General features: G+C 63.8%; 21 protein-coding genes. 7 read left to right on the top strand and 14 right to left on the bottom strand.

Annotated elements, in window-relative coordinates:
- Nucleotides 1-60: 60 nt before the first annotated feature.
- From FJ964_RS00280 to FJ964_RS00270, 3 genes are read right to left on the bottom strand one after another with little or no spacing between them, the layout of a single operon-like run.
- Complete coding sequence (locus tag FJ964_RS00280; RefSeq protein ID WP_140498920.1) at nucleotides 61-1,434, bottom strand: MlaD family protein; 1,374 nt, start codon at nucleotides 1,432-1,434, stop codon at nucleotides 61-63.
- Nucleotides 1,435-1,448: 14 nt separating this feature from the next.
- Nucleotides 1,449-2,267, bottom strand: a complete 819-nt coding sequence (locus FJ964_RS00275) for an ABC transporter ATP-binding protein (RefSeq protein ID WP_140548181.1) — start codon at nucleotides 2,265-2,267, stop codon at nucleotides 1,449-1,451.
- A 1-nt stretch (nucleotide 2,268) separates the two neighbouring features.
- Nucleotides 2,269-3,456 carry an ABC transporter permease gene (locus tag FJ964_RS00270; RefSeq protein ID WP_140548179.1) on the bottom strand — a complete coding sequence of 396 codons (1,188 nt, stop codon included), beginning with the start codon at nucleotides 3,454-3,456 and terminating at the stop codon, nucleotides 2,269-2,271.
- A 77-nt stretch (nucleotides 3,457-3,533) separates the two neighbouring features.
- Here FJ964_RS00270 and dgcA point away from each other — a divergent pair, with 77 nt between their 5' ends.
- Entirely contained in the window at nucleotides 3,534-4,517 is a 984-nt protein-coding gene (gene dgcA / locus FJ964_RS00265; protein ID WP_140548177.1) for an N-acetyl-D-Glu racemase DgcA, read from the top strand.
- Here the strand turns inward: dgcA and FJ964_RS00260 are convergent.
- Nucleotides 4,488-5,702, bottom strand: coding sequence for an MFS transporter (locus FJ964_RS00260; RefSeq protein WP_140548176.1), 1,215 nt, complete (start codon nucleotides 5,700-5,702; stop codon nucleotides 4,488-4,490). The two genes, dgcA and FJ964_RS00260, sit on opposite strands and share 30 nt — an antisense overlap.
- Nucleotides 5,703-5,831: 129 nt before the next feature.
- Entirely contained in the window at nucleotides 5,832-6,647 is an 816-nt protein-coding gene (locus FJ964_RS00255; protein WP_140548174.1) for a UDP-2,3-diacylglucosamine diphosphatase, read from the bottom strand.
- Between the two features lie 118 nt (nucleotides 6,648-6,765).
- Between FJ964_RS00255 and FJ964_RS00250 the strand changes: the two genes are divergently transcribed.
- From FJ964_RS00250 to FJ964_RS00240, 3 genes are all read left to right on the top strand, one after another.
- Complete coding sequence (locus tag FJ964_RS00250) at nucleotides 6,766-7,545, top strand: SDR family oxidoreductase (RefSeq protein ID WP_140548172.1); 780 nt, start codon at nucleotides 6,766-6,768, stop codon at nucleotides 7,543-7,545.
- Nucleotides 7,546-7,706: 161 nt separating this feature from the next.
- Complete coding sequence (locus FJ964_RS00245; RefSeq protein WP_140548170.1) at nucleotides 7,707-10,031, top strand: NADP-dependent malic enzyme; 2,325 nt, start codon at nucleotides 7,707-7,709, stop codon at nucleotides 10,029-10,031.
- 79 nt (nucleotides 10,032-10,110) lie between these two features.
- Nucleotides 10,111-11,307: a DUF2865 domain-containing protein gene (locus tag FJ964_RS00240; protein ID WP_140548168.1), complete on the top strand. Its 1,197-nt coding sequence runs from the start codon at nucleotides 10,111-10,113 to the stop codon at nucleotides 11,305-11,307.
- Here the strand turns inward: FJ964_RS00240 and gltX are convergent.
- From gltX to FJ964_RS00215, 5 genes are all read right to left on the bottom strand, one after another.
- Entirely contained in the window at nucleotides 11,225-12,598 is a 1,374-nt protein-coding gene (gene gltX, locus FJ964_RS00235; protein ID WP_140548166.1) for a glutamate--tRNA ligase, read from the bottom strand. The two genes, FJ964_RS00240 and gltX, sit on opposite strands and share 83 nt — an antisense overlap.
- Nucleotides 12,599-12,797: 199 nt before the next feature.
- Nucleotides 12,798-14,603, bottom strand: coding sequence for an ABC transporter ATP-binding protein (locus tag FJ964_RS00230; RefSeq protein WP_140548164.1), 1,806 nt, complete (start codon nucleotides 14,601-14,603; stop codon nucleotides 12,798-12,800).
- A 391-nt stretch (nucleotides 14,604-14,994) separates the two neighbouring features.
- The gene (locus tag FJ964_RS00225; RefSeq protein WP_140548162.1) at nucleotides 14,995-15,411 is read right to left on the bottom strand and encodes a GNAT family N-acetyltransferase; all 417 of its coding nucleotides are present in this window, start codon (nucleotides 15,409-15,411) and stop codon (nucleotides 14,995-14,997) included.
- Nucleotides 15,412-15,459: 48 nt separating this feature from the next.
- Complete coding sequence (locus FJ964_RS00220) at nucleotides 15,460-17,136, bottom strand: NAD+ synthase (protein ID WP_140548160.1); 1,677 nt, start codon at nucleotides 17,134-17,136, stop codon at nucleotides 15,460-15,462.
- Between the two features lie 62 nt (nucleotides 17,137-17,198).
- A complete protein-coding gene (locus FJ964_RS00215) occupies nucleotides 17,199-17,915 on the bottom strand; it encodes a DNA-3-methyladenine glycosylase I (RefSeq protein WP_140548158.1) in 717 nt (238 codons plus the stop codon).
- Nucleotides 17,916-18,003: 88 nt separating this feature from the next.
- Between FJ964_RS00215 and FJ964_RS00210 the strand changes: the two genes are divergently transcribed.
- Together FJ964_RS00210 and FJ964_RS00205 are read left to right on the top strand one after the other, a co-directional pair.
- Complete coding sequence (locus FJ964_RS00210; RefSeq protein ID WP_140548156.1) at nucleotides 18,004-18,564, top strand: DUF1003 domain-containing protein; 561 nt, start codon at nucleotides 18,004-18,006, stop codon at nucleotides 18,562-18,564.
- The gene (locus tag FJ964_RS00205; protein ID WP_140548154.1) at nucleotides 18,561-19,148 is read left to right on the top strand and encodes a DedA family protein; all 588 of its coding nucleotides are present in this window, start codon (nucleotides 18,561-18,563) and stop codon (nucleotides 19,146-19,148) included. The genes FJ964_RS00210 and FJ964_RS00205 overlap by 4 nt, the downstream gene beginning before the upstream one ends.
- Nucleotides 19,149-19,170: 22 nt before the next feature.
- Here FJ964_RS00205 and FJ964_RS00200 read toward each other — a convergent pair whose 3' ends face one another.
- Both FJ964_RS00200 and FJ964_RS00195 read right to left on the bottom strand, forming a co-directional pair.
- A complete protein-coding gene (locus tag FJ964_RS00200) occupies nucleotides 19,171-19,530 on the bottom strand; it encodes a diacylglycerol kinase (RefSeq protein ID WP_140548152.1) in 360 nt (119 codons plus the stop codon).
- A 77-nt stretch (nucleotides 19,531-19,607) separates the two neighbouring features.
- Nucleotides 19,608-20,027, bottom strand: coding sequence for a GFA family protein (locus FJ964_RS00195; RefSeq protein ID WP_140548150.1), 420 nt, complete (start codon nucleotides 20,025-20,027; stop codon nucleotides 19,608-19,610).
- A gap of 328 nt (nucleotides 20,028-20,355) precedes the next feature.
- Between FJ964_RS00195 and FJ964_RS00190 the strand changes: the two genes are divergently transcribed.
- Nucleotides 20,356-21,426, top strand: coding sequence for a diguanylate cyclase (locus FJ964_RS00190; RefSeq protein WP_140548148.1), 1,071 nt, complete (start codon nucleotides 20,356-20,358; stop codon nucleotides 21,424-21,426).
- A gap of 52 nt (nucleotides 21,427-21,478) precedes the next feature.
- Here FJ964_RS00190 and FJ964_RS00185 read toward each other — a convergent pair whose 3' ends face one another.
- Together FJ964_RS00185 and mfd are read right to left on the bottom strand one after the other, a co-directional pair.
- A complete protein-coding gene (locus FJ964_RS00185; RefSeq protein WP_140548146.1) occupies nucleotides 21,479-22,852 on the bottom strand; it encodes a 3-deoxy-7-phosphoheptulonate synthase class II in 1,374 nt (457 codons plus the stop codon).
- 136 nt (nucleotides 22,853-22,988) lie between these two features.
- Nucleotides 22,989-26,486, bottom strand: a complete 3,498-nt coding sequence (mfd, locus tag FJ964_RS00180) for a transcription-repair coupling factor (protein WP_140548144.1) — start codon at nucleotides 26,484-26,486, stop codon at nucleotides 22,989-22,991.
- Between the last annotated feature and the right edge of the window lie 11 nt (nucleotides 26,487-26,497).

Here is a 26,497-nt window from a genome sequence, read left to right as displayed (position 1 = left end):
TGGATTGTAAAAACAACCCGCGGATGCAGACACTGTTTCTGGGGCGAGCCGAGACCGAAGTCAACGCCGCGCCCTGCCATCATACTGCCGAACCTCGCCCTCGCCGCCCGACAGGATGCGTTGCGGATTGCGGCTGAGGTCGGTAACCGCCTCTTCGATGCGGCTGATCGAACGGCGGCTGTCCTGAACCAGCGCCTCGACATTCGAAAGGCCCTGGCCGGAGAACCGGGCTATATTGTCGGTGATGACGCCAAGCCGCGAATTCAGCGTATCGGCGACCTGCTTGAACGATCGCAACGTGTCCCTGGCATCCGCCATCACGCCGTCCGCCTGGCCCGAGCCGAGCAGCTTGTCGACTTTGGCCAGGATGCCGTCGACGCGCACCGAGGCGTCGTTGAGCCGCTGCGCGAGTTGCCTCGCATCCTTGATCGTCTCGTCTATGTCGTCCGCCCGGTTCGCGAATTTGCCGGTCACCTTGGCGATGTCCGACGCGGCCTTGTCGGCGCTTTCGCTTGCCTTCTGGATGTTGGCCAGAGCCGTGCGCACCTGTGCCGGATCGATGCCGTCGAGCACGCCGTCGACCTTGGCCAGCGTACCTTGCGTCTGCTTGGCGAAATCGTTGACCGACCCGACCGCCGTATCGACGTTCCTGATCACGCCATCGAGCTGTTTGGAGGTTTCCTTGAGATTGCCGGTCACCGTGTCGACATTGGCGACGATGCTCTTGATCTTGTCCTTGTCGACGGCATTGAGCAGCCCTTCGGCCGCCTTCAGCGTGCCGTCGAGCTTGCCCGAGACGCCCTTCAGCTCATCGGACAGCGCGCTGACTGCGGACAGGAACTTGTCGACGCCGTCGGAATTCCTGGCCAGCGCGTCGGAGAACGTCTGCACGTTCTGCACGGTCTGCGTCAGCGGCCCGCGCACATCCTTGGTGAACCCTTCCAGCTGCGTCAGCACCGTGTCGGCGCGCGTGAAGATGTTCTGCGCCGTCTGCAAAAGATTGGTCACCGCCGACGGGTTGGCCACGATCTCGGCGACCTTGCCTTCCTTTTCGGCCTGGTCGAGAAGTTTTACTTCCTTGGGGTCGGCGCCTTTGAGTTCGATATTGGCCTGTCCGGTCAGGCCCGCCAGGCCGATATCGGCCTGCGTCGATTTGGTGATCGGCGTCATGCGGTCGATCTCGGTGTCGGCGATGGCGACCGTCGGATTGTCGACATCGATATAGACGCGCCTGACGTCGCCGACCTTGACGCCGTTGAACAGCACGAAGCTGCCGCGGCCAAGCCCGGAAGCCGAACCCGGGATACGCACGCGCAACAATGTGGTCTCGCCCTTGTCGCCGATCGCCGCCGTCCAATAGACGAAGCCGAACGCCGCCAGGATCGCCACCAGCGTGAAGATGCCGACAATAACGTAGTTGGCTCTGGTTTCCATTGCTTCACTTATGGCTATGCGCGCGCGGCAAGATCAAGTTGTCGGGCTCGTTTTCCGCGGAAATACGACTTTACCCACGGTTCTTCACTTTTCAGCATGTCGTCGATGGTGCCTTCGACCAGCACCTTCTTCTTCCCGAGCACGGCGACGCGGTCGCAGGCGGTGAAAAGCGTGTCGAGATCGTGGGTCACCATGTAGACGGTCAGGTCCATCGTATCGCGCAGCTTGACCACCAGCTCGTCGAATTCCGCCGCGCTGATCGGATCGAGGCCCGACGTCGGCTCGTCGAGGAAGACGATATCGGGATCGAGCGCCAACGCGCGAGCCAGTGCCGCGCGCTTGATCATGCCGCCCGACAGCTCGGACGGGAATTTCTGCGCCGCGTCCGGCGGCAGCCCGACCAGTTCGACCTTGAGCATCGCCAGTTCGTCCATCAGCTTGCGCGGCAGGTCGAGATATTCGCGCATCGGCACCTGGACGTTTTCCAGCACCGTCAGCGCCGAGAACAGCGCGCCGTGCTGGAACAGCACTCCAAGGCGCATGTCGATGCGCAGCCGTTCCGCATCGTCGGCCTTTTCGATATCGACGCCGAACAGCTTGATCGTGCCGGACTGCTTGCGCGTCAAACCAAGGATGGTGCGTAGCAGAACTGATTTGCCGGCGCCCGAGGCGCCGACGAAACCGAGGATTTCGCCGCGCCAGATATCGAGCGACAGTTTGTCGAGGATCAGATTGTCGCCGAACGAAACGGTGATGTCACGCGCCGAAAGCACGATCTCGCTGTCATCGGCGCCCTCCTTGGCCCTGGTCTCGATGCCGTTTCCCACCGCCATTTCAGAACTCGATCGCTGCATAGAACATGGCGAAAAGCCCGTCGAGGATGATGACGACGAAGATCGATTTCACCACCGAGGCGGTCACGTGCTGGCCGAGCGATTCGGCGCTGCCGCCGACCTTCATGCCCTCGACCGAGGCGATGGTGCCGATGATCATGGCCATGAACGGAGCCTTGATCAGGCCGGCGAAAATGGTGCTGAGGTCGATAGCAACGCGCAGCCGGTCGATGAAGGCGGCGGGCGCGATGTCGGAATAGAGCCAAGCCGCCAGGATACCGCCGCCGAGCGCGGCAAAATTGGCGATGATGGTCAGGCAAGGCAGGGCGATCACCAGCGCCACCAGGCGCGGAAACACCAGCACGCCGATGGGGTTGAGCCCGATGACCTTCAGCGCATCCACTTCCTCGCGCATCTTCATCGAGCCGATTTCGGCGGTGATGGCACTGCCCGACCGGCCGGCGATCATGATTGCCGTCATCAGCACGCCGAGTTCGCGCAGGATCAGCACGCCGACGAGGTCGACGACGAAGATGTCGGCACCGAAATAGCTGAGCTGGTAGGCGCCCTGCTGGGCAACGATGGCGCCGACGATCGCCGACATCAGCACCACCACCGGAATGGCTCCGACGCCCATCCGGTCGATCTGGTTGAAGATCGCCGCCGGATTGACGGCATGGCCGCGGCCGAGCTTCATCTGCGCGCCACGGATCGTGGCGCCCAGTATGTTCATCGAGGCGAGAAAATCGTCGCGCATTTCGTAGACGCGGCGGCCGACCGCCTCCAGCGCGCGAATGACGATGTTCGGCGGCCCGACCGGCCCCGATTCGGGCTCGCGCCGCACCGCATCGCCGACCGCGCCGAGCAGGATCGAGGCGACGTCGCTCTGGCCCTGCAGCCTGACCTCGACACCTTTCTTCTCGAAAGCGCTGACCAGGCGGTCGATCAGCCACGCGCCGGCGGTGTCGATCTTCTCGATGTGCGAGAGATCGAGCGCCAAGGTCTTGAAACCGCTCCGTTTCTCGATTTTGCGCATCTCTGCGTCGATCACGGCCACGGTGCGCGTCGTCCAGATTCCCGAGAAGGCGCACCCGAGAACGCCTGCTTCCTCACCGACCGACACGCGCGGGTCGTGGTCAGCCTCCGAGGCGGTCTTGCCGCTTGCGTCGCGCTTGCCGATGGTCAACATGGCGTCCTGTTTAGCCTGACGGGTCCGGCCTTGTCGATTTGCCGACGACCCTTCTCGCACAGCCGGAGCAGAAAATTATGGCGCGTGTCATTTCGGTCGAGGCCGAGCGTTTTCCGATCGCCGGCACCTTCACCATTTCGCGTGGTTCGAAGACCGAAGCCGAAGTGATCACCTGTACGATCAGCGAAGGCGATTACACCGGCCGTGGCGAATGCGTGCCGTACAAACGCTATGGCGAGACCATGGATCGGGTTCGCGCCGCGATAGAGGCCATGCGCGGGCAAATCTCCGCTGGCATCGACCGGACCGCCCTGCTCGGGGCCATGCCGGCGGGCGCGGCGCGCAACGCCATCGATTGCGCCTTGTGGGACCTGGAAGCCAAGATCGGCGGCAAGGCGGTGGCGGACGCAGTTTGGCCGGCTCCTTTACATCAGCTCGAGACGGCCTACACGCTGTCGCTGGACGAACCCGAGGCGATGGCGGCCCAGGCCCGCGCCAATGCGGCGCGCCCCTTGCTCAAGGTGAAGATCGGGGGCGACAACGACATTGCGCGCATCCGCGCCGTCCGGCAGGCCGCGCCCGACAGCCGCATCATCCTCGACGCCAACGAAGGCTGGAACGACGACACCATCGCCGCGAACCTCGCCTTTGCCGCCGAGCAAGGCATCGCGCTTATCGAACAGCCGCTGCCGGCGGGCCATGACGGCATCCTGCGCCACATTGCCCATCCGGTGCCGATCTGCGCGGACGAGAGCGTGCATGAGGCGGGAGATCTGGCCGCTCTCGCCGGTCTCTATGATGCCGTCAACATCAAGCTCGACAAGTCGGGCGGGCTGACGGCGGCGCTCGTGCTGCGCGACCGCGCCCGTGAACTGGGTTTCGGTGTCATGGTCGGCTGCATGGTCGGCACGTCGCTGGCGATGGCGCCGGCGGTGCTGCTCGCCCAGGATGCCGATTTCGTCGACCTCGACGGACCGCTGCTGCTTGCGCGGGATCGTGTGCCCGGCCTCGCCTATGAGGGATCGCTGGTTTCACCGCCCGATCCGGCGCTTTGGGGCTGAGTGCGCCGCGAGGCCGATCAGCACGAGGCCGATGATCGCGATCGGGATCATGGCCAGGAAGCCGTCGACCCCGAAACGATCGTAGAGCGGGCCGGAGGCGAGCGTCACGGCGGCCATGAAGAAGCCGTTGAAGAAATAGGCGATGCCTTGCGCGGCACCCGTACGCTCTTCCGAGACCGTTTCGCCGATCATCTTCTGCAGGCCGATCAGCACCATGGCCACCGACACCGAATGCAGGGTCTGGACGCCGAAAAACCCGGCGACGCCGAGGCCGAGCGGCCAGATCAGCGGAAAAGCGATCCAGCGCACGACCGCGCCGATGCCGGCAATCACCATCACCCTGACGACCGACATGGAGGCGAACATGCGGTTGAAAAACACGAACATGCAGACTTCGGCCACCACGCCCCAGGCCCAGAGAAGCCCGACGACGGTGTCGCCTATGCCGATCGACTTCCAATAGATCGATACGAAGCCATAAAGGAAGGCGTGGCTGGCGGTGAGGATGCCGACACCGAGCGTGAAATAGACGAAATAGGCATTGAAGAGACTTGGTGCCGAGTGCTGGATCTCCGCGGCCGAAAGAGGTGAGGCAAGGCGGGGCCGGCCAAGGCGCGGCGCCAGCAGCCCGGCAACGAGCGCGGCACCCAGTGCCGCGAAAATGATTGCCGGGACGGCTTGCGCCCCTGCCGCGGTCAGGATGAAACCACCCGCCACGTTGGCGCAGAGATAGGAGATCGAACCCCACTTGCGCATGCTGGTGTAGTTGGAACCGAAGCGGCGCACGCCCGAAAGCGCGAGCGAATCGGCCATCGGCGAATGCGGCGTCCATACGATCGTCAACGCCAGCGATACCGCAAGCACGACGGCGTAGGAGGCCGGCAGAAAATAGCCGGCGGAAATGATCATCGATGCCGCGACGAGCGCGATATAGACATCGGCGCGGTCCCTCGCCCGGTCCGCGAGCGCGGTGAGCAGCGGCGTCGTCACGACGCGCAGGAACATCGGAGCCGCCAGGATGACGGCGATCTGCTCGGCGTGAAAACCTTTCGCCTGCAGCCATAGCGGGAAGTAGGGCAGATGCGTGCCCTGCGACACGAACAATGTCGCGAAGATCAGGCTCATGCGCAGTTCGAAATGGCGAGGCTTGACGAGCTGTTCGGGTGAAAGCGGCGGCAGCGGCATGAATCGATCCAATAACGCTGCCGTCCACGAACGGCGAGCAGTGTGGATTGACCCTTAACATGAGGAAAAACCGAACGAAACCGATTGGCCTAATCGATTAACACCGGAATCCGTGCCTGGCACCGGCAGTCAGGCGGCCTGCACCACCCGGTCCTCGATCAGCATCGGGATGAAGGGTTCGTCCGGCGCCTCGGGCAAGACATGCGCCCAGGTCAGGATTTCCATCCGGCCGTCGAAATATTCGACCACCGCCGTGCAGCTTTCCACCCAGTCGCCGGTGTTGATGTACTGGACGTCGCCATAGCTCTCGATCGCGGCATGATGGATATGGCCGCAGATGACGCCGTCGACATGCGAGCGCCGCGCCTCTTCGCTGAGCACCGCCTGGAACGAGCCGATGAAGTTCACCGCCTTCTTGACCTTGACCTTTGCCCAGGACGAAAACGACCAGTAAGGCAGGCCGAGCAACTGGCGCAGGCGCGTGATCACCCGGTTGACCTGCATGGCGGCGTCGTAGGCATGGTCGCCAAGATAGGCGAGCCAGCGCTGATTGTGCACGACCGTGTCGAACTGGTCGCCATGGATGACGAGCAGCCGCCTGCCGTCGGCGGTTTCGTGAATGGCGCGGTCGGCGACGACGATGCCGCCGAAATGCACGCCCTGGAACTGGCGCGCGAATTCGTCGTGGTTGCCGGCGATGTAGGTGATGGTGGCGCCCTTGCGCGCCTTGCGCAGCAATTTCTGCACGACGTCATTGTGGCTCTGCGGCCAGTGCCAGCTGCGCCTCAGACGCCATCCATCGACGATATCGCCGACGAGATAAATGATGTCGGCATCGTGATGTCTAAGGAAATCGATCAGGAAATCGGCCTTTGCCGCCTTCGACCCGAGATGGACGTCGGAGATGAACATGCTGCGGAACGTGCGGGGCTCTTGGCCGGACATCGCGAATTCACCGTTGCTTTCGCGAGCCTATGCCCCGATTCATGCAACAACCGTATGACGGTTGCGATTGGTCCAGCCCTAAAGCTAGCCTGCCGGGCGAATCACAGGAGAAATCATCATGGATCTCGGTATCCGCGGAAAGAAGGCCATCGTCTGCGCTTCGAGCAAGGGGCTCGGAAAAGGCTGCGCCATGGCGCTGGCCGAGGCTGGTTGCGACGTCGTCGTCAACGGGCGCAACGCCGAACTGGTGGCCAAAACCGCTGCGGAGCTGCGTGAGCGTTATGGCGTCGTGGTCGAGGAAGTGGTCGGTGACGTCTCGAAACCCGAGGTGCAGAAGGCGCTGCTCGCCGCTTGCCCCGCCCCCGACATCCTGGTCAACAACAATGGCGGCCCGCCATTCCGCGATTTCCGCGAGCTCGACCGCGGAAAAATGCTCGAAGGCGTCACCCAGAACATGGTCACGCCGATCGAACTGGTGCAGGCCGTGATCGACGGCATGGCCGCGCGCGGTTTCGGCCGCATCGTCAACATCACGTCGCTCTCGGTCTATGTCCCCATTCCCGGCCTTGATCTGTCGTCCGGCGCGCGCGCCGGCCTGACCTCCTTTCTTGCCGGCGTGGCGCGCACGGTGGTCGACCGCAACGTGACCATCAACAGCCTGCTGCCCGGCAAGCTGGATACCGACCGGCTGCGCGGTCCGCACGAGGCCGGCAGCGTTGAAGACCCGGCCGCGGCAGCCGCCCGCAAGGCGCGCATCAGTGCCGACGTGCCGGCCAAGCGGCTCGGCACGCCGGAAGAATTCGGCCAGATATGCGCCTTCCTGTGCTCGGTCCATGCCGGCTATCTGACCGGCCAGAACATACCGGTGGACGGCGGCCTGTATGTCAGCGCCTTCTGAGACCCGGTAGCGCGGGCGCCGAAGAAGTTCCACTCAAGCTGTTGAAATAGATCGCTTATCCCTGCTTCGTCGATGTGAATGGCGATTGCGTCATTTGGCGTCGCGAAAAACCTTGGCCGCATGCTAAGAAGGCGGCACGCAGGATCGCAGGGAGGCCCGGAATGAACGGCGAGAGCAAGAAAACGGCACGTTCGGACCTCGATGAAGCCGCGCTCTACTTCCACAAGCACCCGACGCCGGGCAAGCTCGAAATCCAGGCCACCAAGCCGCTCGGCAACCAGCGCGACCTGGCGCTCGCCTATTCACCCGGCGTGGCGGCCCCTTGCCTCGAAATCCGCGACGATCCTGCGACCGCGGCCGACTACACGGCGCGCGCCAATCTGGTCGGCGTCGTCTCCAACGGCTCGGCCGTGCTCGGCCTCGGCAATATCGGGCCGCTGGCCTCCAAGCCGGTCATGGAAGGCAAGGCGGTCCTGTTCAAGAAATTCGCCGGCATCGACGTCTTCGACATCGAGATCGACGCGCCGGAGATCGAGCGCATGGTCGAAACAGTGGCGGCGCTGGAGCCGACCTTCGGCGGCATCAACCTCGAGGACATCAAGGCGCCGGAATGCTTCGAGGTCGAAGAGCGGCTGAAGGCACGCATGGGCATACCGGTTTTCCATGACGACCAGCACGGCACCGCCATCATCGTCGCCGCCGCGGTGCTCAACGGGCTGGAATTCGCCGGCAAGACCATTGCGGACATCAAGATCGTCACTTCGGGCGCCGGCGCGGCGGCATTGGCCTGCCTCAACCTGCTGGTCTCGCTTGGCGCCAAGGTCGAGAACATCTGGGTCACCGACCGTTTCGGCGTCGCCTACAAGGGGCGCACGGATGAGATGGACCGCTGGAAAGATCCTTATGTGAAGGACACCGAGGCGCGCACGCTGGCCGACGTCATATCGGGCGCCGACGTGTTCCTCGGACTTTCGGCGGCCGGCGTGCTGAAGCCGGAACTGCTGCAGCACATGGCGCCGAAGCCATTGATCCTGGCGCTGGCCAATCCCAATCCGGAAATCATGCCGGAAGTGGCGCGAGCGGCGCGCCCGGACGCGATGATCTGCACGGGCCGGTCCGATTTTCCCAATCAGGTCAACAACGTACTGTGTTTCCCTTACATCTTTCGCGGCGCGCTGGACTGTGGCGCCAGCGCCATCAATGAGGAGATGAAGATGGCCGCGGTGCGGGCCATCGCCGCCCTAGCCCGCGAAGAACCTTCCGATGTCGCCGCGCGCGCCTATTCCGGCGAGACGCCGGTGTTCGGACCCGAGTTCCTGATCCCCTCGCCCTTCGATCCGCGCCTCATCCTGCGCATCGCCCCTGCCGTCGCCAGGGCGGCCTGCGACACGGGTGTCGCGACAAGGCCCATCAGCGACTTCACCGCCTATATCGACAAGCTCAACCGCTTCGTCTTCCGCTCCGGCCTGGTGATGAAGCCGGTGTTCTCCTCGGCCAAGGCGTCGAGCGCCAAGCGCGTCATCTACGCCGATGGCGAGGACGAGCGCGTGCTGCGCGCCGCGCAGGTGGTTCTGGAGGAAGGCATCGCCGAGCCGATCCTGATCGGCCGCCCGCACGTCATCGAGGTGCGCTTGAAGCGCTACGGACTGCGCATCAAGCCGGGCGTCGACTTCGGCCTGATCAACCCGGAGGACGATCCGCGCTACCGCCACTATGTCGACCTGCTGATCGAGCTCGCCGGCCGGCGCGGCGTGACGACGGAGGCGGCGCGCACCATGGTGCGCACCGACAACACGGTGATCGCGGCCCTCGCATTGAAGCGCGGCGACGCCGACGCCATGGTCTGCGGCCTCGAAGGGCGTTTCGAACGGCACCTGCGCAACGTCACGCTGATCATCGGACCACGAACCGGCATCAAGGACCGGGATCTGTCGACGCTGTCCATGCTGATCTCGCAACGCGGCATCATCTTCCTGACCGACACACACGTTTCCGTCGACCCGACGGCCGACGAGATCGCCGAGATGACGGTGCTGGCGGCGGAAGAAATTCAGCGCTTCGGCATCGAGCCGAAGGCCGCACTCCTGTCGCATTCGGATTTCGGCTCGCGCGATTCGCCGAGCGCGCTCAAGATGCGGCAGGCGGCGGCGATCCTGGCGCGCATCGCGCCCGAGCTGCAATGCGACGGCGAGATGCATGCCGATTCCGCGCTGTCGGAACATCTGCGCCAGCGCGTCTATCCGCATTCGCGTCTGAAGGGCGAAGCCAATCTCCTGGTTTTCCCCAACCTCGATTCCGCCAACATCACGCTGACCGCGCTCAGGACCATGATGGATGCACTGCATGTCGGCCCGATCCTGCTTGGCACCGACAAGCCTGCGCATATCCTGACGCCCTCCGTGACCTCGCGCGGCGTCGTCAACATGACAGCGCTGGCGGTGGTCGAGGCCGCCCACAAGGCGCAGGCCGTCGTCGATCTGGGCTGAACGCCGATTCGGGGGTAAACTGCGGCTTAACCACGAGCACGTAGCGTGCGGCGGAACAACCAAGCAGGGTTTCGGGCGGATGATGGGCGAAGGGTGGAAGCAGGCGCATCTTGCCGTGCTGCTTGGCCTGCTGCTTTCGGGCGCCGCCGTCTCCGAGCCGCAGGCCGCCTCGCGCGTCTGCCGCCAACTCGAGGCCGATCTTGCCGCGACCTCGCGCGGCGGCGGTGGACCGGCCTTGATCCGCAAATATGACGCCGCGATCGACCGGCAACGCGAGCAGATTTCAAAGGTCCGCGGCCAGTCCAGCGGCGCCGGCTGCGGCTTCTCGCTGTTCAGCCGCAATGTCAGCCAATGCGCCGGGTTCAACGCCACCATCGAGCGCATGAACGCCAATCTCGATAGCTTGCAGGCCAAACGCGCCCGCCTCGCCGGCGGCGGTTCGCGCCGCGATCGCGGACGAATCCTGGCCGCGCTCGACGCCAATGGCTGCCGCGAGGACGCGGTGGCGCCGCGCCGCGAACCGCCGCGCGAAGCGGAACGGGAACAAGGCAACGGCAATCTGTTCGACCAGCTGTTCGGTGGCGACACACGCCGGCTCGACACGCTCGACCAGTCTGACGACCCCGGCGAGGAGCGCAATGTCCGCCGCGTGCCGGGCCGGTCCGGCATACCGGACTTTCCCGGCGTCGGCGGCGAGTTCCGTACCACCTGCGTGCGCACCTGCGACGGCTACTTCTTCCCGATGTCGAATGCCGCTTCGGTCGGCGATTTCGAGCGCGACCAGAAGAACTGCGAATCGAGCTGTCCCGGCACCGAAATCCAGGTCTTCTATTCGCGCGGCATGGGCGACGATTCAGCCGACATGACTTCGTCGGTCACCGGCCGACCTTACAGCGAACTGCCGACGGCCTATCTTTACAAGCAGCCCAACCTGTCGCGGCCGCCGGCCTGCGGCTGCAACGCCGCGCAGAACTTCCAGATTATCGGCGGCAATCCGCCAAGCCAGCAACAGTCGCAGCCGCAAACGGAGGGTGCCCCGTTCATTCCGGTGCCTGCCTCCAAACCCGATCCAGGTGCCGATCCTGAGACGCTGGCAAACGCCGCTGGCGGGCTGGACCGCGACGCCATCAAGCGGCTTGCGGTCAAACCGGTCACGTCGCCGGTCCCGGTGTTGCCGCCGGAACAGCGAAAGGTCAGGGTCGTCGGGCCAACGTTCCTTCCCGACCCATCAGCGGCAATAGATCTGCAAGCTCCGGTCCCGAAGTCAGTCCGGTAAGGGCGAGCCTCAGCGGCATGAACAGCGCCTTGCCCTTGCGGCCGGTCGCTTCCCTGATCTTGGCCGTCCAGTCCTTCCAGACGGTCCCGCTCCAAGGCTCCTCGGGCAGGAGATCGATGGCCTGGTGAAGAAAATCTCGATCAGCGTCGGAAAATTCCGGCTTTTCCTGCGGTCCTTCGCGCAGGATGCGCCACCAGCCGACAGCATCGGCCAGCCGGTCGAGATTGCCGCGCACAGCCAGCCAGAACGGTTCCGCCTGCTCACCCGATATGCCGAGCACCACCAGCCGATTCTGCGCTTCGGAGAAGGGCATTTGGTGCAGCAGCGTCCGGTTGAGCACGAAAAGCTCGTCCGGATCGAACTTTGCCGCCGACTTCGAGGTCGCAGCCGGGTCGAAACGGCTGGCGAGTTCGGCCAGGTCGTGCGCGGCGGCGACATTCTCCGACGTGCCGACCAGCACGGCCAGCGAAGCGACCGCCATCGGCTCGATGCCGTCCTCGCGCAGGCTTTCGATGGAAAGTGCCCCAGTGCGCTTCGACAGCCCCTCGCCCGAAACCGTGGTCAGCAGATTATGGTGACCGAATTCCGGCGGCTCGGCGCTCAGCGCCCGGAACAGCGCGATCTGCACGCCGGTGTTGGTGACGTGGTCGTCGCCGCGGATGACATGGCTGACGCCCATCTCGATATCGTCGACGACGGATGGCAGCGTATAGAGATAGGTGCCGTCCTCGCGCACCAGCACCGGGTCCGACAGCGAGGCGAGATCGACGGTTTCCTGCCCGCGCACCAGGTCGTTCCAATGGATTTCAGTGCGCTCCGGCTGCTGCGGATCGCCGGTGAAATTGGGCAGCAGGAAGCGCCAGTGCGGCCGGCGGCCATCGGCCTGATATTCGGCGATCTGTTCCGACGTCAGCGTCAGCGCTTCGCGGCCATAGACTGGCGGCAGGCCGCGCGTGCGGCGCACCTTGCGCCTGAGGTCGAGCTCCTCCGGTGTTTCATAGCAGGCATAGAGAACGCCCGCCGCCTTCAGCCGCTCGACCGCCGCGTCATAGATCTCGAAGCGACGCGACTGGTATTCGGTGGTGTCGGGAAAGATGCCAAGCCAATGCAGGTCGTAAAGGATGGCGTCGGAAAATTCCTGCTTCGAGCGCGCGACATCGGTGTCGTCGAAGCGCTGGATGAAGCGCCCCTTATGGTTCATGGCGAACAGCCAGTTGAACAGGGCGGTGCGCGCATTGCCAATATGGATGCGGCCTGTCGGTGAAGGGGCGAAACGAACGGTAACTGTCATGAGCGGGGCGTACCGGATGCTTTTGTGATTGACAAGACGCGCCCCCGTGCCGTGCCGCAGACATAGAACATGGCGCAAGCAATGAAAAGACTTGGCAGACGCGGCTCCGCCAGCAATCCGACGTCCCGCACCGCCCGCCCGTCAGACCGACAGCGCCTGATGGGATGGCCTCCGGGCCAGAGCCGGAGGCCGTCCCCGATCAGGTGACAAGTCCCTTGGTCAATTCGAGCGCCTGGCGCTCGAACAGGCGGCGGTAGATGCCGCCCTGCAGCCGGATCAGCGCGTCATGCGAGCCTTCCTCGGCGATCTTGCCGCGATCGAAGACCAACAGCCTGTCGAGCGCCCGCACCGTCGAAAGCCGGTGCGCGATGACCAGCGTGGTGCGGCCGACCATCAGCCGCTCCATCGCCTGCTGGATCAGCACCTCCGATTCCGAATCGAGGCTCGACGTCGCCTCGTCCAGGATCAGGATGCGCGCATCGGCGAGGAACGCGCGTGCGATCGCCACGCGCTGGCGCTCGCCGCCCGACAGCTTCACGCCCCGCTCGCCGACGAGCGTGCCGTAGCCCTTCGGCAGGTTGACGATGAAGTCGTGCGCGCTCGCCAGCTTCGCGGCGTGCTCGACCTCGGCCTGCGTGGCGCCGGGCCGGGCATAGGCGATGTTTTCGGCCAGCGAGCGGTGGAACAGGATCGGCTCCTGTTGCACGATGGCGATCTGCGCACGCAGCGACGCCTGCGCCACCTCCGAAATGTCCTGGCCGTCGATCAGGATCCGGCCGGCGTTCACGTCATAGAGCCTCTGGATCAGCTTGACGAAAGTCGTCTTGCCCGACCCGGAATGGCCGACCAGCCCGACCCGCTCGCCCGGCGCGATATCGACCGAGAAATCGCGATAGAGCGGCGAACGGTGACTGCCGTAATGGAAGGTAACGTCGTCGAAGGCGATGCCCCCTTGCGTGATACGGATCGGCCCGGCGCCGGGCCGGTCCTCGATGCCAAGCGGTTCGGACTGGAAGTCGACCAGTTCCTCCATGTCGTTGATCGAGCGCTGCAGGTTGCGGATATGCGTTCCGATATCCCTGAGATAGCCTTGCAGGACGAAGAAAGACGTCAGCACGAAGGCGACATCGCCGGCGGTTGCCTGTCCCCACGACCACAGCATCAGCGCCAGCCCGATGACCGCCGCTCTCATCACCAGCAGCAGCGCCCCTTGCGTGGTGCCGTTGATGGTTCCGCGCACCCAGGTCCGCCGCGTGCGGGCGCGCCATTTGGCGACGACTTTGGCAAGCCGGTTCTCCTCGCGCTCCTCGGCGCCAAACCCCTTGACCACGGCGTTGCAGCTCACCGCGTCGGCCAGCGAGCCGCCAAGGCGCGTGTCCCAGGTGTTGGCGAGCCTGGCCGCCGGCGCGACATAGCCAAGCGACAGCATCGCCGTGACGACGATGAACAGCACCGAGCCGGCGGCGACAACCGCTCCCATCAGCGGCCAGAACCAGCCCAGCAGCAGCGTCGAGCCGACCAGCATGACGACGGACGGCAGCAGCGCGATCAGGATCGTGTCGTTGAGCAGGTCCAACGCCCACATGCCGCGCGTCACCTTGCGCACGGTCGAACCGGCGAAGCTGTTGGCATGCCAGTCGGTGGAAAAGCGCTGGACACGATGGAAGGCGTCGGCGGCGATATCGGCCATCATCTTCAGCGTCAGTTCGACGATTCCCATGAAGGCCAGATTACGCAGGACGACACCGGCCAGCGCCAACGTCATCAGCATGGAAAACGCGGTCATCGCGGCATTCCAGGCAATCTCGTCGGCGCCGGCGCTGCTGGCGACGGCATCGACCAGCCGGCCGGAATAGAGCGGCGTCAGCACATCGGCCAGCGTCGACAGCAGGAAACCAACCATGATCAGCGAAAGCCGCCAGGGCTGGCGCCGCCAATGGGTGAAAGTGAAGCCAAGAACGCTGCGAAAGGCGCTCGCGCGCAAATCGATTCGAAAACGAGCCATGATGTCATTCGGGCGCAAAAAGCCCGATCCCGGTAAGGTCGAAAATGAAAAAACCGCGCAAGGGGCTCAATGCCCGGGAATGCGGAGGTTCGGTTATGAATGGCCGCTTGCCCGAAGGCGGCGACCGGCATCGGCAAAGGCCTGTTCTCGATCCGGCTTCGTTCCGAGGGTGAAAACCCTGCGGCGCGCCGGTCGGGACCTAGGCTTCGCGGCCTCGCATAACGATGTCAAATCCTGGCATTCGGTCCTCCCTAAAGGGAATCGCGGAGAGGCCCTTATAGAGATGCCTCATCGTATCGCCAAGGCTGGCCGTCACCAAAACGGCATCTGGCCCAGCCGATGAGGCGATTTTGCAACAGTCGCGGGTTGAGCCTACCGTCGCGCACGCCGCTCATCCGGCAGGCGGTGCGCGTTCGAGGCGCATGTACCGCCCATCGGTCGACGGCTTGAAGCCCAATTTCTCATAAACCCCATGCGCGTCACTGGTCGACAGGCTCCAGTGCGAAACGGTGCCGAGTTCGGGATGATCGATGAGCGCCCGCACCAGTCGCAGGCCTATACCCTGGCCGCGATATTGCGGCCAGACGATGATATCGGCGAGATAGGCAAACACCGTGCGGTCGGTGATCGCCCGGCCGAAGCCGACCTGTTTGCCTTCGACATAAGCGCCGACGCAGAGCGAATTGGCGAAGGCGCGGCGGTGGGTCTCGTCACTGCGTCCGCCGCCCCAATAGCTGGCCATCAACAGGTCCGAGGTCGCCCGGAAGTCGATCCGCGACAGGTCGAAGCTGATTTCACACTCAGGCATCGCTACCCTCGCCTGCGGCATGACGCGAATTTTCGGCCGGAACGGTGTCTAGCCGCGATCCCGGAACCGATTGGTGATGGGATAGCGGCGGTCGCGGCCGAAATTCTTCCTGGTGATCTTCACGCCGGGCGCCGCCTGCCGGCGCTTGTATTCGGCGACGTAGAGCAGGTGCTCGATGCGCGTCACCGTCGCCCGGTCATGGCCGCGCGCGACGATGTCGTCGACGCCCATCTCGTTCTCGACGAGGCATTCGAGGATGTCGTCCAGCGCCGGATAGGGCGGCAGCGAATCCTGGTCGGTCTGGTTCTCGCGCAGTTCCGCCGACGGCGCCTTGTCGATGATGTTCTTTGGGATCACCTCGCCCGACGGTCCGAGCGCGCCCGGCGGCACATGGCTGTTGCGCCAGCGCGACAGCGCATAGACCTGCATCTTGTAGAGGTCCTTGATCGGATTGAAGCCGCCATTCATGTCGCCGTAGAGCGTGGCATAGCCGACCGACATCTCGCTCTTGTTGCCTGTCGTAACCACCATCGAGCCGAATTTGTTGGAAATCGCCATCAGGATGGTGCCGCGGGCGCGGCTCTGCAAATTCTCCTCGGTGATGCCTTCCTTGGTGCCCTCGAAAAGCTGCGTCAGCGCATGCAGAAACCCTTCGACAGGCTCGAAGATCGGCACGATGTCATAGCGGCAGCCGAGTGCGCGGGCACAGTCCTCAGCGTCCTTGAGCGAATCCTTCGACGTGTAGCGGTAAGGCATCATCACCGCGCGCAGCCGCTCCTCGCCGAGCGCGTCGACCGCAAGGGCCGCGCAGATGGCCGAATCGATGCCGCCCGACAGGCCAAGCACGACGTTCTTGAACCCGTTCTTGTTGACGTAGTCGCGCAAACCCAGCATGCAGGCGCGGTAGTCGGCCTCCTCCCGTTCGGGGATCTTCGACATCGGTCCTTCCGAACAGACCCAGTTTTCGCCCTGTCGCCTCCAGGTGGTGATGTCGACCGCCTCCTCGAACTGGCTCATCTGGAAGGCAAGCCGCTTGTCGGCACCTATGGCAAACGACGCGCCGTCGAAGATCAACTCGTCCTGGCCGCCGAGCTGGTTTGCATAGATCATCGGCAGCCCGCATTCGATAACCTGGCGGATGACGACCTGGTGGCGCACATCGATCTTGGCGCGGTAGTAGGGCGAGCCGTTCGGCACCAACAGGATTTCCGCGCCGCTCTCGGCCAGCGTCTCGCAGACGCCGACCTCGCCCCAGATGTCCTCGCAGATCGGGATTCCCAGACGCACGCCGCGGAAATTGACGGGCCCCTGTATCTCCGGTCCGGCCTGGAAGACGCGCTTCTCGTCGAACTCGCCATAATTCGGCAGATCGAGCTTATAGCGCTCGCCGATGATCTTGCCGCCATCGGCGAAGACGATGGAGTTGTGGGTGCCCGTCTTGCGCTTCAGCGGCGTGCCGATGATGACGCCGGGACCGCCATCGGCGGTGTCGGCGGCGATCTCCTGTGCCGCCCGCTCGCAGGCCTTGAGGAAGGCCGGTTTCAGCACCAGATCCTCCGGCGGATAGCCGGCGAGGAAAAGCTCGGTGTAGAGCACGAGATCGGCGCCTTGACGCGCGGCATCCGCCCTCGCCTCCCGCGCCTTGGCGAGATTGCCGGCGACGTCGCCCACTGTCGGGTTGAGCTGGGCAACGGCGATGCGCAGTATGTCGGGCTTCTTGGTCATGCTGCTGACTTAGCGCGGCAAAATTCGCCCGGCAATGGCGTTTGCTTGGGCCAATTTCGGCATCAGTCGTCGCCCATATAGTCGCGCAGCGCTTGAGGCGAATGGTTCTCGCCGACCGACATCGCCAGGATGCGCGAAATGTGCCGGCGCGGCAGACCGGTATCCGCAACCCATCGGTTGACCTGGGCCTGGATCTTGTCGAGATCCTTCTTCGACGTCGGGCTTTCGGCGATATCGAGCCCGGCGTCGCGAAGGGCGGCCGCCATGTCGGCCGAAATGACGAAGGCGTCCCAACCCAGCCAGCGCAGGAAATACTGGCCGGTGTTGCCGCCGAGCCGGCTGCCATGCTTGCCGAGATAGGCCATCAGCCCGACCTGGTCGTCGGCGGGCCACTCGGCGAGGAATGTGCCAAAGCCGCCATGCTCTTTCGACACGCGCTCGACGAAGGCAGCGTTGTCGCGAACGGATTTGATCTTCTGTGGATTGCGCACGATGCGCTGGTCGGACGCCAGTTCGTGCCAGAAATCGTCAGGCTGGAACAGCAACCGCTTCGGCTCGAAGCGCAGAAACGCCTCTTCGAATCCAGGCCATTTCTGCTCGATGACGCGCCAGACGAAACCGGCGGCGAAGACGCGCTCGGCCATCGTCGACAGAATACGGTCGTCCCCGATATCGGCTACGGCGGCGTTGTCGGGAATCGGCCCGAGCAGCGAGACCAGTTCCTCCTCGCCGCCCTTGCGCTTTGCGGCGCGAGCGCGAATTTTCTTGAAGTCGGCCATAAGTCCCTCCGGTTCCCCTCAATCTAGCACTTCCCGCGCGGGCCGGCAGCCTCTACCTCTATCGCCAGCCAAGCCCTTGGAGACGGCCATGAACAAGACGATCGACGATCTGGCGAACCGCTGGCTGAGACGAAAGCCGGATGGTCTCAGTGCCCTGGAGAATCGGGTGCTGCAGTCGACCCTCGAGCGCACCACGATCTCGAGGGACACCAACAAGGCCGTCGCCTTCCACCAGACCTTTGGCGACCGCCTTGCCGATACCATCGCCCGCATCGGCGGCTCCTGGACCTTCATCCTCGGTTTCATTGCCTTCCTGATCGTCTGGACATCAGGCAATGCCTGGCTTCTGACGCGCGACGCCTTCGATCCCTACCCCTTCATCTTCCTCAATCTCGTCCTGTCCATGGTCGCGGCGCTGCAGGCGCCGGTGATCATGATGGCGCAGAACCGTCAGACCGAGCGCGACCGCATCGATGCCGCCCACGACTACGAGGTCAATCTGAAGGCCGAGATCGAGATCATGGCGCTGCACGAAAAGCTGGACGAAATGCGCCACGGCCAGATTATCGGCATGCGCGACGAGATCGTGCGGTTGGCCGAACTGGTCAAGCGGATCGACGACAGGCTGTCGCAGCAATCGCCGTCATGAGCGACGCGATCCATCATTTCATAGAACAATACGGGCTGATCGCCGTTTTTCTGGGCTGTGTCGCCGAGGGCGAAAGTGCCGCCATACTCGGCGGCTTCTTCGCCCATCAGCATATCTTCGTCCTCTGGCAGACTGTCGTCGTGGCAGCGCTTGGCGCCTTCGCCGGCGACACCTGCTTCTTCATCCTGGGGAGAAGTTTCGCGGACCATCGCTATGTCGTCGGGTTGCGCAAGCGGCCCGGCTTCCGCCGCGCCTATCGTCTGCTCAACACCCATCCCAACATCTTCGTGCTGTCGAACCGCTACGTCTATGGCATGCGCCTGGTCGGTGGCATCGCGGCCGGTCTGTCTAACATCGCAGCACCCCGCTTCATCGTCTTGAACGCCATTTCCTCGGCGGTCTGGGCGGTGCTGTTCAGCACCATCGGCTATGTCTTCGGGTTGGGCGCCGAGCATTTCGTCGGCCAGGCGCTGCTTCGCCATGAGCGGATATTGGTGGGCCTGGCTATCGGCCTGGCCGTGGCCGTATTCGCCTGGCTCATCGCCCGCCATTTCGCCCGAAAGGAACGCGCCAGGGAGAACTGATGGTCGGCCAGCGGTCGAAAGCTCAGATCGGCAGCCCGACGATACGCTCGATGATCGCGATGCCCCAGACGCCGGCGACGATCGCCACAGAGATCAGCACCGCCAGCGAACCGCAGTCCTTGGCCAGTTGGATGTCGACATTGAATTCGCGGCTGAAGGCATCGCAGGCCGCTTCGATGCCCGTGTTCAGCACCTCGACCATGATCAAGAGCAGCACCGCGCCGATCAGCAGCGCGTAGCCGCGCCACGACACCGAAACGAACCAGCCGAGCGGAAAGGCAAGGGCGAGCAGCGCCAGCTCCTGCTGGAAAGCTTTTTCAGTTGCAGCCAGCTTGCGGAACGCCCGCAGCGAGTTGAAATAAGCGTCGATCAGCCGCTGCATGCCAAACCCCTTTGCGAATCACCGGCACGGGATAAAGCAATGGCCCGATCAATGGAATAAGCTGTCTCACCCAAAATTCATTCGTCGGCGACCTTCACCGATGGGGTCGACTTCTCGAATTGAGGCAGCGCGTCGTCGATCGAATAATAATCGCCCTTGTCACCCACGAATATGTGGCATTGGCCTTCGAGGCCTGTCGGTTCATCGAACGATCCCGCCAGAACCGAAACATAGGCGTCGTCCCGCGGTTTCCAGAAAAGCAGCGATCCGCATGTCTTGCAAAAACCGCGCCCGGCGAAGGCGGATGCCTCATACCAGGTGATGTTGTCGGCGCCGTCGATATCGATATTGGCGTCCGGGACATTGGTTGCGGCATAGAAATGTCCACTCTGCTTGCGACATTGCGAGCAATGGCAATAGATGACGCCGCGCAACGGCCCTCGCGTCCTGAAGCGAACCGCCCCGCAGAGACACGATCCCGTATGATTTTCACTCATCGCACCATCCCAAAAGAAATCGCTGCTGACAGGATCCCAGCTTTTCGGTGGCTTTGCGCAAGAAAATGCGACATGCATTTGGCCCGCTCGGGAATTGTTTGTTCACAAATGAAGGCCTGTATAGCCGGAATCAGCGGAAAACAGGCCGGATTCAGCGGATTAAGGAAACTTTAGCGCTGCTGCATTTATGATCCTCACAAGCGAAAGTCGTGAGTGGGGACGCGCCTTTTTTCGCAAGATGGACTGGAATGGCCAGCGTTCCCCAGGTCGGCGACATTGGATGCCTGCGACTGTCGCAGCGTGTTCCCCGGGGAAGAGTGAACAGAACATGCAGCCGGCAGCCGTCCAGAGCGAACGAAGCACCGATATTGCGAGCACCGTCCTCGCCACAATGCGCCAGCTCGGCGTGCTCGGTCTGCCACGCAATTACGAGATCTTCTACGAAGCCCTGAGCGGATCCAATCGCGAGCTCAGCCTTGCCGTCGTGTCGCTGAGCGGCCGACCGACACAGGACGACCTCGACCGGATCGGACGCACCTTCTTTGCCCAGAACCATGGCTCCGGCATCGTCGAGCATGCCAGGGAAGTCATCGCCAACGAACTCGAGGACATCGCTTCGCTGCTGAGGAGCGAGCGCAGCCACATCGAGAAATACGGCAGGATCCTCAATGAAACGTCGAGCGGACTCGGCAGAAACAGCCTGCTGTCGCCGGATGTTCTGCAGAAGATCGTCAATGCCATGGCGGTCGCCACCAATTCGACGATCGATCATGGCCGGCAAGTTGCCTCGACGCTCAGCGACAAGACCGCGGAACTGGAAAGCGTCAAGTCGAAACTCGAGGAATACAAGCGCCTGGCCGACACCGATCCCCTGACGCAAATCTGGAACCGCCGCGCCTTCGACAAGGAAATCACCAGGATCTACAACAGCAACAAAGGCATCCTGTTCAACGCATTGATCCTCGCCGACATCGATCGGTTCAAGGACATCAACGACAGGTACGGCCATCCCGTCGGCGACAAGATCCTCCAGATCATCGCCGATATATTCCAGTCCAGCATTCGCGCCGACATGTTCGTCGCCCGCACCGGCGGCGAGGAATTCGCGCTCATCGTCGAGGGCGCAAGCGAGGACGCCACCTACGAAATCGCCGAACGCCTTCGCGCGCTGATCGAACAGTCGCCTTTCACCAGCAGCCAGACCGGCATGAATTATGGCACCGTCACCGTCTCGATGGGCATCTGCATGGCCTCCGAAGCCGAGGGTCCTGAAGACCTCTACAGCAAGGCGGACCGGGCGCTTTACCGCTCAAAGGTCAGCGGACGTAACCGCGTGACCAGGCATTCGACAATGGCGGGCCGCGCCGGCAAGAGCTGGCTGCTCTACAAGCAAGACTGATTTATCGGCAGGAACCGCTTTTCCTGTGAACTGCTTTGGATGAGGGCAGAATTCAGCCGTTGGCGACCTGCTTGTGTTGCACAGGGTGGCTCTTCTTGAGCAGGTCCGACACCAGGAACGCCAGTTCGATGGCCTGGTCGGCATTGAGACGCGGGTCGCAATGGGTGTGATAGCGGTCCTGCAATTCCTCGGCGGTGATGGCGCGGGCGCCCCCGGTGCATTCGGTCACGTTCTTGCCGGTCATCTCGACATGGATGCCGCCCGGATGCGTGCCTTCGGCGCGGTGCACCTCGAAGAAGATCTGCACCTCCTTCAGGATGCGGTCGAACGGCCGCGTCTTGTACCCGGCCGCCTCGATCGTGTTGCCATGCATGGGGTCTGACGACCAGACGACGCTGCGGCCTTCCTTCTGCACGGCGCGCACCAGCTTCGGCAGATGGTCGGCGACCTTGTCAGAGCCGAAGCGGGCGATCAGCGTCAGCCTGCCCGGCTCGTTCTCGGGGTTGAGCAGATCGATCAGTTCCAGCAAGCCGTCCGGCGTCAGCGATGGGCCGCATTTCAGGCCGAGCGGGTTCTTGATGCCGCGGCAATATTCGACATGCGCATGGTCCGGCTGGCGGGTGCGGTCGCCGATCCAGATCATGTGGCCAGACGTCGCGTACCAGTCGCCGGAGGTGGAATCGACACGCGTCAGCGCCTCCTCGTAGCCGAGCAGCAGCGCCTCATGGCTGGTATAGAAATCGGTCTCGCGCAGCGCGAAATTGGTCTCGGAGGTGATGCCGACCGCGCGCATGAAATCCATCGTCTCGGTGATGCGATTGGCGAGCGACTCGTATTTCTCGCCTTGTGGGCTGTCGGAGACGAAGCCGAGCATCCAGCGATGCACGTTCTCCAGGCTGGCGTAGCCGCCCTGCGCGAAGGCGCGCAGAAGGTTGAGCGTCGCCGCCGACTGGCGGTACGCCATCTCCTGGCGGGCAGGATCGGGAATGCGCGACTTGGCGTCGAATTCAATGCCGTTGATGATATCGCCGCGATAGCTCGGCAGCGTCACCTCGCCCTTGGTCTCGTTGTCGGACGAGCGCGGCTTGGCGAACTGGCCCGCAACGCGGCCGATCTTCACCACCGGCTGCGCACCGGCGAAGGTCAGCACCACCGACATTTGCAGGAAGACGCGGAAGAAGTCGCGGATATTGTCCGCGCCATGTTCGGCGAAACTCTCGGCGCAGTCGCCGCCCTGGAGCAGGAATGCCTCGCCGGCAGCGACGCTGGCCAGCTGCTTCTTCAGCTTGCGCGCTTCACCGGCAAAAACCAGCGGCGGAAAGGTGGCGAGCTGGGCCTCCGTGTTCTTCAGCGCGGCAAGGTCCGGATAAGCCGGGACCTGCTTGATCGGCTTTGCCCTCCACGAATTCGGCGACCATTTCGTCATCGCTGCACCCAACGCTCTTTCCGGCAAGCACCCTCGCCCGCCATTTCCAGCCCCCATGTGGGGTGGCGGCTCCATACACGAAGCCGATTTCCTATTCTAGACCGGAATTTCGGCGCTGGCGAATGGTGCGGACCGGCTACGCCGCCTTCTCCACCAGCCGCGCCAGTTGCGTCATGACGACAGCCGAGCCTGCCAAACGCTTTTCCGCCGTTGGCCAGTCGCGGGTGAAGACGACACTTTGGTCCGGCCGGATCTTGGCCAGCGAACCTTGCTCGCCGATGAATTTGACCAGCCCGACCGGGTTGAAAAATTCGCGCTTGCGGAAATGGATGACGACGCCCTTCGGTCCGGCATCGAGCTTCTCGACATTGGCCTTGCGGCAGAGCGCCTTGATGAAGACGATCTTGAGGAGATGCTTCACCTCCTCCGGCAGCGGGCCGAAACGGTCGATCAGCTCGGCGCCGAAAGCATCGATTTCCTCGGTGGTCTCGAGGTCGCCGAGGCGCCGATAGAGCGCCAGCCTGAGCTGCAGGTCCGGCACATAGCTCTCCGGGATCATCACCGCCGTGCCCACGGCGATCTGCGGCGACCAGCCGCCATCCAGCACCTCGCCGGAATCCTTCACCTCCGCGACCGCCTCCTCCAGCATCTGCTGGTAGAGTTCGAAGCCGACCTCCTTGATGTGGCCGGACTGCTCTTCGCCGAGCAGATTGCCTGCGCCTCTGATGTCGAGATCATGGCTGGCGAGCTGGAATCCGGCGCCCAGCGTGTCCAGCGACTGCAGCACTTTCAGCCGGCGTTCGGCGGTGTCGGTCAGCTTGCGCTTGGCCGGCAGCGTGAACAGCGCATAGGCGCGCACCTTGGAGCGTCCGACACGGCCGCGCAACTGGTAGAGCTGCGACAGGCCGAACATGTCGGCGCGATGGACGATCAGCGTGTTGGCGGTCGGGATGTCGAGGCCGGATTCGACGATGGTGGTCGACAAGAGAACGTCGTATTGGCCGTCGTAGAAGGCGTTCATGATGTCGTCGAGCTCGCCCGGCGGCATCTGGCCATGGGCCACTGCCACCTTCAGTTCCGGCACGGATTGGTTCAGGAAATCATGGATTTCCGCCAGATCGCTGATGCGCGGCACGACATAGAAGGAATGGCCGCCGCGATAACGCTCGCGCAACAACGTCTCGCGAATGACCAGCGGATCGAAGGGCGAGATGAAGGTGCGCACCGCCATGCGGTCAACCGGCGGCGTGGCGATCAGCGACAGTTCGCGCACGCCGGTCAGCGCCAGTTGCAGCGTGCGCGGGATAGGCGTCGCCGACAGCGTCAGCACGTGGACGTCAGTCTTCAGGTCCTTCAGCCGTTCCTTGTGCTTGACGCCAAAATGCTGCTCTTCATCGATGATCAGCAGGCCGAGATTCTTGAACGAGATCGCGCTGCCGAGCAGCGCGTGGGTGCCGACCACGACATCGACCGTCCCTTCGGCGATGCCCTTCTTGGTCTCGGCCAGGTCTTTTGCGCCCACCAGCCGCGATGCCTGGGCGACGCGGATCGGCAGGCCGGAAAAGCGCTGCGAGAAGGTCTTGAAGTGCTGGCGCGACAACAGGGTCGTCGGCACGACGACCGCCACCTGGAAACCTTCCATCGCCGCGATGAAGGCGGCGCGCAGCGCCACTTCCGTCTTGCCGAAGCCGACGTCGCCGCAGATCAGCCGGTCCATCGGCTTGCCGGCCGCCAGATCGTCCCTGACGGAATCGATCGCCGTCTGCTGGTCATCGGTCTCCTCATAGGGGAAGCGCGCGGCGAACTCGCCGTAGAGGCCTTCCGCCGGCACCAGCGGGGGTGCCGCGCGCATCTGCCGTTCGGCGGCGATGCGGATCAACTGCCCTGCCATGTCGAGCAGGCGTTTCTTCAGCCGCGCCTTGCGCGATTGCCAGGCGCCACCGCCGAGCTTGTCGAGCGTCGCCTCGGCTGTATCGGAGCCGTAGCGCGACAGGAGCTCGATGTTTTCCACCGGCAGGAACAGCCGGTCGTCGCCGGCATAGTGGATTTCCAGGCAATCATGCGGCGCCCCGACGGCTTCGATGGTGCGCAGGCCGATGAAGCGGCCAATGCCGTGGTCGGCATGGACGACGATGTCGCCAGCCGACAGGGCCGAGGCTTCGGCAATGAAGTCGGACGCGCGCTTCTTGCGCTTGGAGCGCCGGATCAGCCGGTCGCCCAAAATGTCCTGTTCGGCGACGACGACCAATCTTTCGGTCTCGAAACCGGATTCCAGCGGCAGCACGGCCAACGCCGCCTGCCCTGGCTCGAGTTTCTCCGCCTCCGCCAAGGTCGCCACCGGCGCAAGATTGCCCAGATGGTGTTCGGCGAGAATTTGGCCGAGCCGGTCGAGCGAACCCTCCGTCCAGCCGGCGACAATGACGCGGCGGCGTGCCGCACGTTCGTCGGCAATGTGCTTCACCACGACGTCGAAGACATTGACGTTCGGGTCGGCGCGCTCTTCCGCGAAGCTGCGACCATGGCGCGAGCCGGCATGGAAGACCTTTTTGGCGCCCGCATCGGGGGCGTCGAAGGCCGTGAAGTCGATCGCTTCGCGCGGTCCGAGTGAAGCGACGAGATTTTCCAGCGAAAGGTACAGCAGGTCCGGCGCCACCGGCTTGTAGGGCACCGCGTCCTTCAGCGCACCTTCGGCCTGCTTCTTGCGCGCCTCGTAATGATCGAGGATCAGAGTGTGGCGTTCGGCAAGCGCTTCATGTGCCAGATGGTCGAAAACGACAGGCGTGTCCGGCAGGTAGTCGAACACGGTCTCCAACCGCTCGTAGAAGAACGGCAGCCAGTGTTCCATGCCCGCGAAGCGCCGGCCTTCGCTGACCGCGGCGTAAAGCCCATCGTCACGCGACGGCGCCCCGAACGCTTCGATGTAGGCGCGGCGGAAGCGGCTGATCGTCTCCGGCGTCAGCGCCACCTCGCTCATCGCCTGCAGCGCCATGGACTTGCGCTGCCCGGTGGTGCGCTGGGTAGCCACATCGAAGACGCGGATCGATTCCAGCGTATCGCCGAAGAAATCGAGCCTCAGCGCCTCGGTCCAGCCGGGTGCGAAAAGGTCAAGGATGCCGCCGCGCACGGCGAACTCGCCGATGCCGCGTACCGTCGGCACCCGCTCGAAGCCCGATGCCTCCAGCCGCGACACCAGCGCGTTCATATCGATCTGGTTGCCAGGTTTGGCGTGAAAGGTCTGTGCCTCGACAAGGTCCGCGGGCGGGATGCGCTGGAGCAGCGCATTGGCGGTGGTGAGAATGACGGCGCGATGCGGCTTCCTCGCCAGCGCGATCATGGCGGCGAGCGCGTCGAGCCGCCGGGCGGCCGCGTCCGAACCGGGCGAGACGCGGTCATAGGGCAGGCAGTCCCAGGCGGGCAGTTCCAGCACCGGCAGGCCGGGAGCGGCAAAGGCCAGCGCCTCTGTGATTGCCGGCAGGCGCTGCCCGTCGCGCGCCACGAACAGCACGGGCTTGTCGGGCGCGATTTCGTGCGCCGCCTGCACCAGCGCGAAGGCTTCATAGCCGTCGGCGACGCCGTCGACGATGAACTGGCCGGCGCGGCCTTTCGGCAAGCCGATGGTGGGAATGAGGCTCATGGAAACGTTCT

Source organism: Mesorhizobium sp. B2-3-2 (assembly GCF_006442295.1).
Classification (GTDB): domain Bacteria; phylum Pseudomonadota; class Alphaproteobacteria; order Rhizobiales; family Rhizobiaceae; genus Mesorhizobium.
Note: the sequence above shows the minus strand (reverse complement) of the source record. Positions and strands in the feature narration are given on the sequence as shown.

Coding starts and splice junctions, on each gene's coding strand:
- FJ964_RS00280 (WP_140498920.1), bottom strand. CDS start 1,434: ATGGAAACCAGAGCCAACTACGTTATTGTCGGCATCTTCACGCTGGTG.
- FJ964_RS00275 (WP_140548181.1), bottom strand. CDS start 2,267: ATGGCGGTGGGAAACGGCATCGAGACCAGGGCCAAGGAGGGCGCCGAT.
- FJ964_RS00270 (WP_140548179.1), bottom strand. CDS start 3,456: ATGTTGACCATCGGCAAGCGCGACGCAAGCGGCAAGACCGCCTCGGAG.
- dgcA (WP_140548177.1), top strand. CDS start 3,534: ATGGCGCGTGTCATTTCGGTCGAGGCCGAGCGTTTTCCGATCGCCGGC.
- FJ964_RS00260 (WP_140548176.1), bottom strand. CDS start 5,702: ATGCCGCTGCCGCCGCTTTCACCCGAACAGCTCGTCAAGCCTCGCCAT.
- FJ964_RS00255 (WP_140548174.1), bottom strand. CDS start 6,647: ATGTCCGGCCAAGAGCCCCGCACGTTCCGCAGCATGTTCATCTCCGAC.
- FJ964_RS00250 (WP_140548172.1), top strand. CDS start 6,766: ATGGATCTCGGTATCCGCGGAAAGAAGGCCATCGTCTGCGCTTCGAGC.
- FJ964_RS00245 (WP_140548170.1), top strand. CDS start 7,707: ATGAACGGCGAGAGCAAGAAAACGGCACGTTCGGACCTCGATGAAGCC.
- FJ964_RS00240 (WP_140548168.1), top strand. CDS start 10,111: ATGATGGGCGAAGGGTGGAAGCAGGCGCATCTTGCCGTGCTGCTTGGC.
- gltX (WP_140548166.1), bottom strand. CDS start 12,598: ATGACAGTTACCGTTCGTTTCGCCCCTTCACCGACAGGCCGCATCCAT.
- FJ964_RS00230 (WP_140548164.1), bottom strand. CDS start 14,603: ATGGCTCGTTTTCGAATCGATTTGCGCGCGAGCGCCTTTCGCAGCGTT.
- FJ964_RS00225 (WP_140548162.1), bottom strand. CDS start 15,411: ATGCCTGAGTGTGAAATCAGCTTCGACCTGTCGCGGATCGACTTCCGG.
- FJ964_RS00220 (WP_140548160.1), bottom strand. CDS start 17,136: ATGACCAAGAAGCCCGACATACTGCGCATCGCCGTTGCCCAGCTCAAC.
- FJ964_RS00215 (WP_140548158.1), bottom strand. CDS start 17,915: ATGGCCGACTTCAAGAAAATTCGCGCTCGCGCCGCAAAGCGCAAGGGC.
- FJ964_RS00210 (WP_140548156.1), top strand. CDS start 18,004: ATGAACAAGACGATCGACGATCTGGCGAACCGCTGGCTGAGACGAAAG.
- FJ964_RS00205 (WP_140548154.1), top strand. CDS start 18,561: ATGAGCGACGCGATCCATCATTTCATAGAACAATACGGGCTGATCGCC.
- FJ964_RS00200 (WP_140548152.1), bottom strand. CDS start 19,530: ATGCAGCGGCTGATCGACGCTTATTTCAACTCGCTGCGGGCGTTCCGC.
- FJ964_RS00195 (WP_140548150.1), bottom strand. CDS start 20,027: ATGAGTGAAAATCATACGGGATCGTGTCTCTGCGGGGCGGTTCGCTTC.
- FJ964_RS00190 (WP_140548148.1), top strand. CDS start 20,356: ATGCAGCCGGCAGCCGTCCAGAGCGAACGAAGCACCGATATTGCGAGC.
- FJ964_RS00185 (WP_140548146.1), bottom strand. CDS start 22,852: ATGACGAAATGGTCGCCGAATTCGTGGAGGGCAAAGCCGATCAAGCAG.
- mfd (WP_140548144.1), bottom strand. CDS start 26,486: ATGAGCCTCATTCCCACCATCGGCTTGCCGAAAGGCCGCGCCGGCCAG.